Source organism: Marinomonas sp. BSi20584 (assembly GCF_002792415.1).
GTDB classification, from domain to species: domain Bacteria; phylum Pseudomonadota; class Gammaproteobacteria; order Pseudomonadales; family Marinomonadaceae; genus Marinomonas; species Marinomonas polaris.
Genome location: NZ_KZ454869.1, coordinates 26122 through 39331, shown reverse-complemented (window position 1 = coordinate 39331; position 13210 = coordinate 26122). Strand labels below are relative to the sequence as shown.

17 protein-coding genes are annotated in these 13210 nt (G+C 42.1%); 2 read left to right on the top strand and 15 right to left on the bottom strand.

Annotated elements, in window-relative coordinates; genetic code table 11:
• A complete protein-coding gene (locus tag TY87_RS01780; RefSeq protein WP_100185774.1) occupies positions 1–915 on the bottom strand; it encodes an ABC transporter ATP-binding protein in 915 nt (304 codons plus the stop codon).
• A gap of 61 nt (positions 916–976) precedes the next feature.
• On the opposite strand from TY87_RS01780, the gene TY87_RS01775 reads away from it, so the two are divergent.
• The gene (locus tag TY87_RS01775) at positions 977–1384 is read left to right on the top strand and encodes a PA2817 family protein (protein WP_100185773.1); all 408 of its coding nucleotides are present in this window, start codon (positions 977–979) and stop codon (positions 1382–1384) included.
• 45 nt (positions 1385–1429) lie between these two features.
• Here TY87_RS01775 and fabF read toward each other — a convergent pair whose 3' ends face one another.
• From fabF to TY87_RS01740, 7 genes are all read right to left on the bottom strand, one after another.
• The gene (gene fabF, locus TY87_RS01770) at positions 1430–2671 is read right to left on the bottom strand and encodes a beta-ketoacyl-ACP synthase II (RefSeq protein ID WP_100185772.1); all 1242 of its coding nucleotides are present in this window, start codon (positions 2669–2671) and stop codon (positions 1430–1432) included.
• Positions 2672–2776: 105 nt separating this feature from the next.
• A complete protein-coding gene (acpP, locus tag TY87_RS01765) occupies positions 2777–3010 on the bottom strand; it encodes an acyl carrier protein (RefSeq protein ID WP_012069834.1) in 234 nt (77 codons plus the stop codon).
• Between the two features lie 133 nt (positions 3011–3143).
• Positions 3144–3878: a 3-oxoacyl-ACP reductase FabG gene (gene fabG, locus TY87_RS01760; protein WP_072839125.1), complete on the bottom strand. Its 735-nt coding sequence runs from the start codon at positions 3876–3878 to the stop codon at positions 3144–3146.
• 57 nt (positions 3879–3935) lie between these two features.
• Positions 3936–4859: an ACP S-malonyltransferase gene (gene fabD / locus TY87_RS01755; RefSeq protein WP_072839126.1), complete on the bottom strand. Its 924-nt coding sequence runs from the start codon at positions 4857–4859 to the stop codon at positions 3936–3938.
• Positions 4860–4880: 21 nt separating this feature from the next.
• Entirely contained in the window at positions 4881–5816 is a 936-nt protein-coding gene (locus TY87_RS01750; RefSeq protein WP_100185771.1) for a fatty acid synthesis protein, read from the bottom strand.
• Between the two features lie 11 nt (positions 5817–5827).
• Positions 5828–6007, bottom strand: a complete 180-nt coding sequence (gene rpmF, locus TY87_RS01745; RefSeq protein ID WP_072839128.1) for a 50S ribosomal protein L32 — start codon at positions 6005–6007, stop codon at positions 5828–5830.
• Positions 6008–6024: 17 nt separating this feature from the next.
• The gene (locus tag TY87_RS01740) at positions 6025–6546 is read right to left on the bottom strand and encodes a YceD family protein (RefSeq protein ID WP_072839129.1); all 522 of its coding nucleotides are present in this window, start codon (positions 6544–6546) and stop codon (positions 6025–6027) included.
• Positions 6547–6683: 137 nt separating this feature from the next.
• On the opposite strand from TY87_RS01740, the gene TY87_RS01735 reads away from it, so the two are divergent.
• Positions 6684–7286: a Maf family protein gene (locus TY87_RS01735; RefSeq protein ID WP_100185770.1), complete on the top strand. Its 603-nt coding sequence runs from the start codon at positions 6684–6686 to the stop codon at positions 7284–7286.
• A gap of 7 nt (positions 7287–7293) precedes the next feature.
• On the opposite strand, the gene TY87_RS01730 is transcribed toward TY87_RS01735, so the two are convergent.
• The 7 genes from TY87_RS01730 to TY87_RS01700 are packed head-to-tail and all read right to left on the bottom strand — an operon-like array spanning position 7294 to position 13208.
• Positions 7294–8214: a patatin-like phospholipase family protein gene (locus tag TY87_RS01730; protein ID WP_100185769.1), complete on the bottom strand. Its 921-nt coding sequence runs from the start codon at positions 8212–8214 to the stop codon at positions 7294–7296.
• A 9-nt stretch (positions 8215–8223) separates the two neighbouring features.
• Positions 8224–9018 (bottom strand): DUF4892 domain-containing protein, encoded by a 795-nt coding sequence (locus TY87_RS01725; protein ID WP_100185768.1) that lies wholly within the window; start codon positions 9016–9018, stop codon positions 8224–8226.
• 40 nt (positions 9019–9058) lie between these two features.
• Positions 9059–9922, bottom strand: a complete 864-nt coding sequence (locus TY87_RS01720; protein ID WP_232617039.1) for an alpha/beta fold hydrolase — start codon at positions 9920–9922, stop codon at positions 9059–9061.
• A 39-nt stretch (positions 9923–9961) separates the two neighbouring features.
• A complete protein-coding gene (sixA, locus tag TY87_RS01715; protein ID WP_072839133.1) occupies positions 9962–10441 on the bottom strand; it encodes a phosphohistidine phosphatase SixA in 480 nt (159 codons plus the stop codon).
• Positions 10428–10712, bottom strand: coding sequence for a DUF4389 domain-containing protein (locus TY87_RS01710; protein WP_100185766.1), 285 nt, complete (start codon positions 10710–10712; stop codon positions 10428–10430). Before TY87_RS01710 ends, sixA begins: the two co-directional genes overlap by 14 nt.
• Positions 10705–11733 (bottom strand): NAD(P)H-dependent glycerol-3-phosphate dehydrogenase, encoded by a 1029-nt coding sequence (locus TY87_RS01705; RefSeq protein WP_100185765.1) that lies wholly within the window; start codon positions 11731–11733, stop codon positions 10705–10707. The genes TY87_RS01710 and TY87_RS01705 overlap by 8 nt, the downstream gene beginning before the upstream one ends.
• 53 nt (positions 11734–11786) lie before the next feature.
• The gene (locus TY87_RS01700; RefSeq protein ID WP_100185764.1) at positions 11787–13208 is read right to left on the bottom strand and encodes a protein adenylyltransferase SelO; all 1422 of its coding nucleotides are present in this window, start codon (positions 13206–13208) and stop codon (positions 11787–11789) included.
• Positions 13209–13210 lie beyond the last annotated feature (2 nt).

Genomic DNA, 13210 nt, shown 5'->3' with positions numbered 1-13210 from the left:
CTAGCCTTTAATTAATTTAACGAAGAGCTCTTCGAGTCGATTAGACTTGTTACGCATACTCACAACGTTGACGGAGATCGCATCAAGCGCTTGAAAGATGGCATTGATAGACTGCCCTTTAATAACTTCAACTTCGATCGTACTCGCGTCTTTACTGACTAACACGCTGAAGCCAGGTAAAGCCCAGTCATTAGGCAGACTAGTATCTAAATCCAAAATAAAGGTTTCTTGATTAAGTGTTTTCAACAAAGCCTTCACACTGGTATTTTCAACAATTTGACCCGCATTAATAATGGCAATGTTGCGGCACAACTGTTCTGCTTCTTCCAGATAATGTGTGGTTAAGATAATTGTCGTTCCTTGCTCATTTAGTTTTTTGATAAACTCCCACATAGAACGGCGAAGCTCAATATCGACACCGGCGGTTGGCTCATCCAAAATAAGCACTTCAGGCTCATGAATTAATGCTCTGGCTATCATTAAACGACGTTTCATACCTCCAGATAGCATTCGCGATTGATCGTTTCTTTTATCCCAAAGATCCAACTGCTTCAAATATTTTTCCGCTCGCTCCTCTGCTACAGAGCGACTAATTCCATAAAAGCCCGCCTGAGTTACCACCACATTAAAGACGGTCTCAAAAACGTTAAAATTAAACTCTTGAGGTACAACACCTAAATATTTTTTAGCTTTAGCAAAATCCTTATCAATATTTGTACCAAAAATGGAAACATTGCCCGATGTTTTATTCACTAACGAGCATAAAATACCGATTGTCGTAGATTTGCCCGCTCCATTTGGGCCGAGTAACGCAAAGAAATCTCCTTTTTCAACTTTTAAATCGATACCTTTTAATGCCTCAAAGCCGCTGTCATAGCGCTTTTTAAGGTCACTAATTTCGATTGCATATGTCATAATTGAAGTTCTCGTACGGCAGTAGCCGACTAAATAGTTACTAACTTGAATAGGTTTTTACGTGGAATCACGCACACAATACATACTTGACGCTTTTGCTGATTTACGTCAGCGCATCGCAGAACACGCACCTTTTGATCAACCGGAATTGGCAGAAGAAGAATTAGACTTCTTAGAAAAGTGGGACAGCCTGATAAAAAACATTCAGGAAAATACCCATGATTATACTTTCGATGCCCAAGAGGTATTATCACGCTTCATACGATGCTACGCAAATCTAGTCCCTCTAATAAAGAGAGAGCTATTATGGTTTGTCGGTGGCGAATGCCTGCATTTTCTAGGTGATGAGGAAATTGCTCTTTATCAACAGCTGGAAGACCATTTATATGAGCTAGACAGTCAAAATAAGAGCTATGATATATCAAAAGAAATCAGTGCATTACGCGGCACACCAACTCAAATCCATTAATAAAACTAGCTACGGTGGGCAGATTATAATCTGCCCACCTAGTATTTAAAATATTTTCTTAAATACTAATGTTCCATTCGTACCACCAAAACCAAACGAGTTATTTAAAACAACGTCTATTTTACGTTTTTGTGGTGTTCCAGGAACATAATTCAAATCACAACCTTCACTCGGCTCATCTAAATTAATGGTAGGTGGAGCAACTTGATCTCGAATAGCAAGTATCGAAAAAATTGATTCAACTGCTCCCGAGGCACCAAGCAAATGCCCTATCATGGACTTAGTCGAGCTAATTGCGACATCTGATGCATCTTCACCCATTAACGCTTTTACCGCATTAGTTTCTGCTAAATCACCAGCAGGAGTTGATGTACCATGAGCATTAATATAATCGATATCTAAAGGCGTAAGACGAGCATCGTTCAGAGCAGCCCTCATAGCCGACGCAGCTCCTTCACCACTCTCTGGTGGAGCAGTCATGTGATAAGCATCGTCACTCATACCAAAACCCACAAGCTCTGCATAAATTTTTGCACCACGTGCAATAGCATGTTCGTATTCTTCTAGTACTAAAATACCAGCACCATCCCCCATCACAAAACCATCACGGTCTTTATCCCATGGACGACTTGCTGTTTTATGATCATCGTTACGAGTGGACAATGCTCTAGCCGCTCCAAAACCGCCGATACCCAATGGAGTAATAGCCATTTCAGCACCGCCAGCAATCATCACATCAGCATCACCATAAGCGATCATACGCCCTGCCATACCAATATTATGCGTACCAGTAGTACACGCGGTAACAATAGAGATATTAGGGCCTTTAAAACCAAAACGAATCGCAACATGACCTGAAATCATATTAATAATCGCGCCTGGAACAAAAAAAGGAGAAATACGTTTTGGGCCTGACTCATTCAACAGCTCAAGGTTCTTTTCAATCATTGGCAAACCACCAATACCAGAACCTATCGCGCAACCAACACGGCTTAAATCCGCTGTATCGGCATTAAGATTGGCATCTTCCAAAGCTTGCACTGCGGCTGCGATACCATATTGAATGAAAAGATCCATTTTGCGAGCCTCTTTAACGCTCATATATTGAGTCGCATCAAAGCCATTTACTTGCGCTGCAAAACGGGTGGAAAACAGACTGGCGTCAAAAGAAGTGATCTCAGATACACCACTTTTTCCTTCCAAGATGCTATCCCACGTATCTTTCACATTATTGCCAAGGGGTGTCACCATTCCCATTCCTGTGACTACAACCCGACGACGAGACATAAGATTTCTCCAGCAATTCGCCCTCAATTCTTTAAGAGCTATTAATAAGAAAAGCCGCTGTAACGAATACAAGCGGCTTTTCGGAAAACTCAGTTCACCAATATCTTACAAGTTAGCGTTGATGTAGTCGTTCGCTGCTTGTACGGTAGTGATTTTTTCAGCTTCTTCATCAGGAATTTCAGTATCAAATTCCTCTTCAAGAGCCATTACTAGCTCTACTGTATCTAGGGAATCTGCACCTAGGTCATCAACAAAAGATGCTGAAGCAACAACATCTTCTTCTTTAACGCCTAGTTGTTCACAAACGATTTTCTTAACGCGTTCTTCAATGCTACTCATTAGAAGTTCCTACTCTACTCATTAACAGCTCAGTGTGAGCATATTATAAAAATTCGATCACCAAAAAAGGTGTGATTCTCGACATGAACCGGAGACGTATTTTCGTTGAATTAAACATAAAATTCAACTCAAATTACGACATATACATACCGCCATTGACATGTAATGTCTCACCGGTAATGTAAGCAGCGCCATTTGACGCCAAAAATGCGACAGCTGCCGCAATTTCTTCTGGTTGACCAAGACGTGATGAAGGCACTTTTTCGACCAATTTGGCCTTATGCTCTTCAGATAACACCTTAGTCATATCCGTTTCAATGAACCCCGGAGCCACACAATTTACAGTGATACCGCGAGATGCAATTTCTGCTGCCAAAGAACGACTAAAACCTTCTAGCCCAGCTTTTGCTGCAGAATAATTTGTTTGTCCGCCATTGCCCATAGAGCCAACAACAGAACTAATACTAATAACACGACCGAATTTTGCTTTAGTCATGCCGCGTAAGCAAGCCTTTGTAACACGAAAAACAGAAGTTAGATTAGTATTAATCACTTGATCCCACTCATCTTCCTTCATTCGCATCATCAAGTTATCACGAGTAATGCCGGCGTTGTTAACAAGAACCGTTGGCGCACCAAATTCAGCAGTAATTTCTTTAATTACCGCATCAACTGACTCACTTGATGACACATCAAGCACCCAGCCTTTACCATTAGCGCCCAAATATTCAGTAATACTTTGCGCGCCAGACTCACTAGTTGCCGTACCAATAACGGTCGCACCTTGCTCAACTAGAGCAACAGCAATCGCTTTACCAATGCCGCGAGTAGCTCCAGTCACTAGAGCAATTTTTCCTTCAAGACCCATGCCTGTCTCCAACAATCTATTTCAAAAAGTGCATTTCGAACAAATAATAAAATACTATTACGCAGACAAAGCCGCTTCAAATCCAGCCAAATCACCCAAAGAAGATGTTTCTAAACCTTTGACTATTCGCTTATTAAGACCACTCAGCACTTTACCAGGACCACACTCCACCGTAGACGTTACACCTAATTCCGAAAGTAACACAACAGATTGTGTCCACAAAACTGGCTCACTTAATTGAGAAACCAAGTTTGCCTTGATCACAGAAGGGTCAGAAACAGCTTGAGCAGTAACATTCTGCACCAAAGTGCAGGAAGGCGATTTAAAAACAATAGTCTCAAGTTTCTCGGCTAATTTAGCGCCAGCAGGAATCATAAGCTCGCAATGCGATGGAACACTCACCGGTAAAGGCAATGCACGCTTAGCTCCTGCTTCTTTTGCATTTACCATCGCAGCCTCAACAGCTGCAACATGACCCGCAATCACAACTTGCCCTGGCGAGTTAAAATTAACCGCACTAACAATACCTGGAGCCGCAGCACACGCAGCAACAACTTTATCATCATCAAGACCAATAATCGCAGCCATTGCACCCTCGCCCGCAGGAACCGCTTGCTGCATGTATTCACCACGCAACTTAACAAGCTCTACCGCGTCAGTAAAAGCAATCACACCAGCACACACCAAAGCAGAATACTCGCCAAGACTATGGCCTGCAACATACGCTGGCTTATCACCACCCTGCTGCTCCCAAAGGCGCCATAGAGCAACACTGGCCGTCAACAGCGCCGGCTGAGTTTTATCCGTTTGACTAAGTCTCTCAGCATCATTCTGCACAAGATCCCATAAATCATAACCAAGAACATCAGATGCTTCGGCGAAAGTTTGCTTTATTATTTCATGTTTTTCCGCCAAATCAGCCAACATCCCTAACTGCTGAGAACCCTGACCTGGAAAAACAAAAGCTAATTTAGTGCTCATTTAATCTCCTAGCTATAAAGCTTAACTACAAAGACGCGCTTCTATCGCAGAATACAAATCCGCTCGCGCAATATCAATTCCATACTCTATCGCACCGATCATCGCAGGCAAATCTGAACGACCATGACCTTTTACCAAATTGCCACGCACACCTACTAAACAAGCACCATGCCTACGCTCAGTTTGGTAAAAAGTCTCAAACAAGGATGATACGCCGTCAACCCCTTTAAATTTACTCATCATGAAAGACAGCAGCCCCTCTGATGCTTTTAGTACAGCATTACCAACCATGCCATCACATACAATGACATTTTTATCGCCATCAAACAGCTCAGTTCCTTCTGCATAACCAAAATAATCAGGCCATATTTTGCTTGCTAAAAGCCGATCCGTTTCTCGAATAACCGCACTACCTTTCGAGCTTTCGACACCAACATTTAACAGGCCAACCCTTGGCTTTTCATCACTGAGCGCCTCAATATAAGCCGCACCTAACTCTGCAAAGCCAACCAACATTGATGGCGGGCAATGGACATTAGCCCCTAAATCCACCAAACATCGCAACGGATTAGAATAAAGCTCCCTTATTAATGCAGGATACAGCTTCGGACGTAACACACCCAGTATATGGCGAGCTAATGCAACCATAGCACCTGTATTACCCAAGGTCACAACAACGTCCGACGACCGCTGAGCCAATGCACTTAAAGACTGATAAAGCGTACTATTTCGACGACGAAATAAAGACAAGACTATCTCTTCATCTCCATCAATAACGTCAGTGCAAGCAATCAGAGACAAACGTTCATGAGGCGCAGGAAGTTCAAGACCTGGATTAGGGAAATAATAGATGGTGATGACGACATCTGGATAGCGAGAAAGAATCTCTACTGCACCGTCAAATGCAATGCGGGGACCTAAGTCCCCGCCCATAGCGTCTAAAGCTACCCTGATCATGGGTATCTTAGTTACTCACCTTTAGGGGTGATAACTTGACGACCACGGTAAAAACCATCTGCAGAAATGTGGTGACGACGGTGAAGTTCACCAGTAGTCTTTTCTACAGAAAGAGTTGGACCTGTCAAAGCATCGTGTGAACGGCGCTGGCCGCGACGTGAACGAGTTACTTTACTTTTTTGTACTGCCATTTTTGGAGCTCCTAACTTTACTTAGCCTTTAATTGGGCCAATATACTAAATGGATTCGGTTTTTCGTCATCCGGTGCGTCATCGGTAGACGAGGCATACTTTACAGCTGTTGGGTTGCAACCACTTTCTTCGTGATAAGCGACAATTGGTAGGGCAAGTATAATTTCTTGCTCGACCATATCTGCCAAAATTACTTCACCATCGGTCATGACAACAGGATCATAACTATTCGGTAGATTCTTAGCATGATCTTCGTCATAAACGAATCCCAGCGACAAATCTAACGCTAGATCATGTGAAACAGCCCCCATACAACGCTGACAAACAACCTGTACTTGAGCTGTTAATGATCCAGTAGCAATATAGCGCCTATCCTCATCAACTCTAAAGTCTAGATGAATAAAAGCATTACCCTCATCAGAGGCTAATATAGCACAAAGCTCCTTAAATTCATTAAGGGGCACGTACCCTTCGAACGCTTGCTCATAGCTAGCGTATTTACGAGGGTCAAAATATTTAGGTAACGTATCATTCAACATGGCGGGGGATAATATTGCTAAGGGCCCTTTTTGTCAAAGTCTAACTGCTCTTAAAGCGCTTTTTTTCACTTTTTTAAGTCATTAGAGGTAAAAAAAAGTAAAATCATCTTTCATCCCAATAAAATGATTAAAAAACAATGCAAAAAAAACTCATACTCGGCTCGTCTTCTCCTTACCGAAAAGTGCTCTTAGAACGTTTAAGAATTCCTTTTGAATGCCATTCGCCCAACATTGACGAAAGCCCACGCCCCCTAGAATCCGCTGTCGATTTAGTCAAACGCCTTAGTGTTGCCAAAGCGCATGCCGTAAATAACGAACGCCAACAAAATAATCAAAGCTCAAACGAGCTGATTATAACTTCTGATCAGGTTGCAGTATTAAATGGCCAGATTTTAGGAAAGCCTCATACAGAACAAAATGCCATAAAGCAGCTTTCTTGCTTCAGTGGTAAAAGAGTAAGTTTTCTAACAGGTCTTTGCGTTTTAAACCAACAAGATCAATCTTATAAGTACACATTAAATGAATACCACGTTCATTTTAGGGTACTAACGACACAAGAAATTACTCAATATGTTTCAATCGAGCAACCTCTTGACTGCGCAGGTAGTTTTAAATGCGAAGGGCTTGGAGTATGTCTTTTTGAAAAAATGGAAGGTGATGACCCTAATAGTTTAATTGGTTTACCACTTATATCTCTATCTCGATCACTTAGAGAGCTAGGAGTAAACCCTATAGGCTAAACTATTGTTAGTAGCCTTTAGGGAAAGAAAAATAGCTCGACTTTGGTGATTCAAGGCCATCAATCGCCTTTAAAGCGGTTTCATAACCAAACTCCACCAATTCTTTAGCCCGCCAGAACTCATAGAAACCAGAGATATCTTTAGGTATAGAGATAAGCAAATCTGGCGGATATCCAGCTAATTTATACTGAGTAAGAGATTCTTGCATAGTCTCAAACATCATATTGATAGTCTGTAATCGCCCCCAACTTTCTGGAGAATACTTAGCCTTCTCATCTGTTTCTTCTTTGTTTTTTCCAAAAAAACCTTTAGTACTCAACCACCAAGCAGGCCCTTCTGGATCACTCTCAGAAACATTGTTCACAACTCTTTCAGCAGGACCATTAAGATCAACCGCAACAATATAGTCCGCCCCAGCTGGCACAGAAGGGATGATAGGTAAAGGATTCAACACCCCACCATCAACATACATTTGACCATTAAGCGTCACAGGCAACACTAGAGAAGGTATAGCTGAGGATGCACGCATAGCACTTATCAAATCACCACGCTGAAACCAAAATTCTTTCTGATTCAATAAATCGACAGCTACAGAGGTGTAAGCTATCGGTAAGGACTCAATAGTTGGCTCCCCTATCATGTCTTGAATTTTCTCAAAAAAACGATCACCTTTTACATAGCCACCGTTCAATATAGACATATCTAATAGACGAATAACATTCATTCGATCTAAAGATTCAGCCCATTCACGATACTCAGACAACTTACCCGCAGCATAAATACCACCGACTATCGCCCCAATAGAACAACCAGAAATACTGACAATTTCATATCCACGATCTTCAAATGCTTGAATCACACCTATATGTGCATTACCGCGCGCCGCTCCACTCCCTAAAACCAGAGCAACTGTCTTTTTCGTATTCACTGCTACCGCCTAAGGACGAACATAAACAAAAGATATGCGATTAACACCAAGTGATTCGCGACCAAGATCTGCTAAGTTAATAAATCTAACCTTATCTTTAAGCTGATCCCCTAGACCTGCCGACGCCATTGAAATAAGCCGATCCCCCGACTCAATAGCACTTAGAGTTCCTATTTTTTGACTTGTAACAAAACCAACCACATTTTGGCCAGCCGGTAAATCACTGACGAAACGACGTATTCTAGGAATATCCTGCACATCCATCTGGGCTACAATTTCGAACTCTGTATCATTTGCTTCTGCCGATTTCACTTCATCTAAACGAACCATCACGTCACCAGCACCGCGACGATTAAGGTATAAGATCTGATAAGTATCTTGTTTATTTTTAACAACAAGCAAAAACTGACTTTGATCCGAACCATACAAAAGATAATCACCAAAGAAATTATTCGCCCAAGCATTGCTACTACCACAGCTTCGACTATCACACTCGAATAAGATACTGCGGCCGTCACTCAACATTTGTGATCGGTAGTGAGTATATACATCAGACAAAAGCGCATTGCGATTGATTTTGTATAACGAAGAAAAGTAATCACCTTTCAAACGAATAACCGTTTCAGGCTCCCATCCACTGCCAGCACGGCGAATTTTACTCAAAGGAATTTCTACAAACTGCTCAGCTTGAGAATTACTTTTAACTAACTGTGCATCACGATAAGGCTCAATCCCTAATACCCCCGCAAAAGAAACACTACTAAAAGCAGCCAATAGGCACAACACGCCTCGAAACTTAACCATACAACCTTCCTTTCATCCCAACTAAGGATGGGCTAACGCATTAGTTTTGATCAATAAATCGCTGAATTTCAGTTGCTACTGCAAAGCAACTCTCCGGTTCAAGGTGAAAATGGTGATTACCTTCAAGCCATTTTAACTTTATCCATGGAAATTGAGCCGCGCGCTTTTCAACTAACTGATGATCATTCTGATAAATCCCATCTTTAGCAACCAAAGCCAAAGTTGGGCATTTAATTTCCTGAATAAAGGCCTGAACGCTTTCTTCATCCATCCGAAATGGCGAAGGAAAGGTCAACTTTCCATCATGACGCCACGTCCAAATCCCATCAGCATTTTGCTTAGCACCACGTTCAACTAACACTTTTGACGCGAATTTGGACAATTGAGTGAAACCATCCATTCGAGCAAGTACCATATCTTCTTTCGTTTGATAGCTTGTATCCCTACCCAAGCGATATTTGGCCATTTTATTAACAGCTCGTTGTAACGTCACCACACGATCCGCTGGCGCCCCACTCAAGGGCCCCATATTATCAAGCACAATCAGTCCGCGAACCTTATCAGGAGCAATAGCAGCCACCAACATAGCAACAGCACCGCCCATACTATGACCAATTAACCAAACACTTTGCTTGGATTGGTTTAAAATAGACACCACATCCAAAACATAATCCCATAAATGATAAAAACTTCCCGCTGGTCGATGTAAAGACAAGCCATGTCCAGCAAGATCTAATGCAACATGAGAAAAATCGGAGAGATGAGGAGATAAGTTAGAAAAACTAGCTGCATTATCAAGCCACCCATGTAGCGACAATACTTTAAATGCCGAGGTATTTTTAGGCAGCCATTGCAAAGCAGCTATTTCAGTATGCGCAAGCTTATAAACGATTTCATTTCCCATATTTACTTTTAACCAACCCACTAAATTCAATTAAATAATTTATGATGGTGAAATACACCAACAGAATTGACAGCATGCTCCGGCAAAAAACTCACCTTCTACAGAAGCTAACGTCGCCGTCGTCATCGAAAAGCTAACCGGCAAGGGCTCATCAACCAAAAAGTCCACAAACTGATGTGCAAAAGGCTGATGTGTAACCAATAAAATGGATTCATAGGGCAGATCATTTAGCCAAGTAGCCACATCCATGCTTTGGCCTTCCGGGGTAATTAGAGGGCAGTTTTCAACCTCAACAGAAACATCAAGATCGGCCAAAAAGACTTTTGCAGTTTGCTGCGCCCTAACATAAGGACTAACAAAAACCACATCAAACATCTCACTCTTATTACGAAAAGCTCGAGCAGCTGTTTTTACTTCAGCCACTCCAAGCTCTGTCAGCTCACGAAGTTCATCTTGATCATAACCATACGGTTGAGCATTTCCATGGCGCAATATATATAGGCGCTTAAGCTTCTTCATCCGAATTTACCTGAGGCCATGGCTGAAATGGGAAAGGTTTTTCTTCTGACTCAAAAGACAAAAATGAGAAAATCTGACCGATGAAAGCTGTCACACTTTTTAACCAAGAAGACAAAGTGACTGGCTCATACTTGGAGCCTAATTTCACCAAGCTTACCAAAACAAGCAAAACACCAAATACAGTGACAGCAATATTCAAAACCACCCAATACAGCAGCATAAAAATCACACGAAACCAAAAACCTTGATCAGCATAACCTGGCTTAGACATTGTTATTCCCCTCATTTGTCGCAAATTCGACATCCCATTTTTGCTCGCCAGTCATCATTGAACCAATCAATGATTCCAGCGTAGCACCTTCAAACAATAATTTAGACAAACCTTCTGCAAGAGGCATATATAAGCCATGTTTATGGGCTTCATCTACCACCATTTTTAAGGTATTGACCCCTTCAGCAACCTCACCTATTCCACCAATGGCTTCATCTAAGTCTTGACCCGAACCAATAGCAAAGCCGACACGGTAATTTCGACTCAAAGGTGAAGTACAGGTTGCGATCAAATCTCCCATTCCCGCCAACCCAAGAAAGGTCATAGGATTAGCACCAAAATGCACAGCAAACCGGCTCATCTCTGCAAGACTTCGAGTCATAATCATCGACATGGTGTTTTCGCCAACATTTAGAGCTTTAGCAAGACCACACACAATCGCATAAATATTTTTTAACGCGCCGGCCAACTCAACACCTGTACTGTCGGTATTTTCATACACTCGAAAAGTAGGTGATTTCAACAACTCAATCACTCGCTGGCGAACCTTATCATCAGCACTAGCAATTACCGACCCCGTCATTTGACCTGCAGCAATTTCTTTTGCTAAGTTTGGACCACTCAACACGCCAATTTTTTGAGTAATAGGGTTTCGACGCAAAACATCGCTCATAAGTTCAAATCGATTTGGATTAAAACCCTTAGTAGTGCTAATTAATATTTTATCCGCCGTCAATAAAGGCTCAATGCGCTGAACTACTTGTTCGAATGATTTAGAAGGAATTGACACAAAAACAGTATCACTATCTCGTATTGCCTGTTCTAAATTACTGGTCGCCAGTAGTTCTCGATGCAATGGCGCATTGGGTAAATAACGACTATTCAGACCTGTCAAATTAATCTCTTCAACCTGTTCTTCATTACGCATCCACTGACTAACTTGATGACCATTTTTAGCCATGATATTGGCCAAGGCTGTGCCAAAACTACCACCACCTAATACACACACAGAATGCTTCATAATGACTGTTTCTCTTTAAAAAATATCGTCTAACTATATAAAAACGAACAATACTAAGACGAACAACTAACTTCTAATGACCTACCCCACTCTGGCGCTCTTTGCGCGAGCACATCCGACTCTGGATGCTCATCAAATGGAGTAATGAGTACGTTCAATAAACGGCGGAAGGGTAAATAGTCACCTCGTTCTGCTGCAAGAATTGCATCATGAGCTAAATAATTTCTCAGCAGGAACTTCGGATTCACTGCCAGCATAGAAGCACTCACTTTAGGCCATGCTAGATCATTTTTCATTCGTGCAAGCTCATAGCGTTCAAGCCAAGTAGACAGCCTTTCTCTATCAACCACTTCATCAAGCAAAAGCGTAAAGCCTCCCTGTTCAAAATGGCTCAATAAACGGAAAAACACTGAGTAGTCCATTTTTTCTGCGGCCAATATTGTAAATAGCTCAGGTAATAACTCATGCATATCTTGCACAGAGTTTAAGCCCATTTTGCTCATCATTAATGAATCATAGTGAGTCTGTAGCTCTAGCTCATAGCACTGCAAGATAGCGATAAGCTGATCCCGTTCAAGGAGCTTTGAAAAGCATCGCATCAAACAATTGAGATTCCACAAACCGACCCCTGGTTGCCGCGAGAACGCATAACGACCTTCATGATCTGAATGATTGCAAACCCAATCTGGCTCATAATCCTCCATAAAACCATATGGACCATAATCGATCGTTTCACCGGTAAAAGAAAAGTTATCTGTGTTCATTACACCATGCTGAAAACCGATCGATTGCCATTTGGCAATCATTCTAGCTGTACGTTTGACAACTGCGATTAACATGCTTTCTAACGGCGACTCTGTCGCCAAGCAGTCAGGGTAATAATGCGTAAGGCAATATTCAATCAGCTGATCCAATTCCGCTTGCTTACCTTGATAAAAAAAGTATTCGAAATGACCAAAGCGGATATGACCTTGCGCAACCCTAAGCAGCATAGCTCCTGCTTCTGGCGTTTCTCGGTAAACAGCCTCTCGACTATCATAAAGTGCCAAAGCGCGGGAAGAAGGCACTGACAGAGCTGTCATGGCCTCACTCGCCAAATACTCACGAATGCAAGAACGCAATACAGCACGGCCATCACCACGACGAGAATAAGGCGTCGGCCCAGCACCTTTCATATGCAAATCATATAAAAGACCATCCTGACCACGAACCTCACCCAGTAGCACACCGCGCCCATCACCTAATTGAGGTGAAAAACCACCAAACTGATGACCTGCGTAAACCATACTTAGGCTAGAAGGCAGAGCTTCTTCTCCACTTAAGATGCGTTTGGTTTCGGTAGATTTAATATCAATAGACAGAAGAGTAGCGAGCGATTGGTTAAATTCAACCAATCGCTGCTCAAAAAGTGGCTGGACAAGGGTTTTCGAAGAAAACGCCTCACCCAAACTTGCAAAATGGTGTTCTAAAATCATCT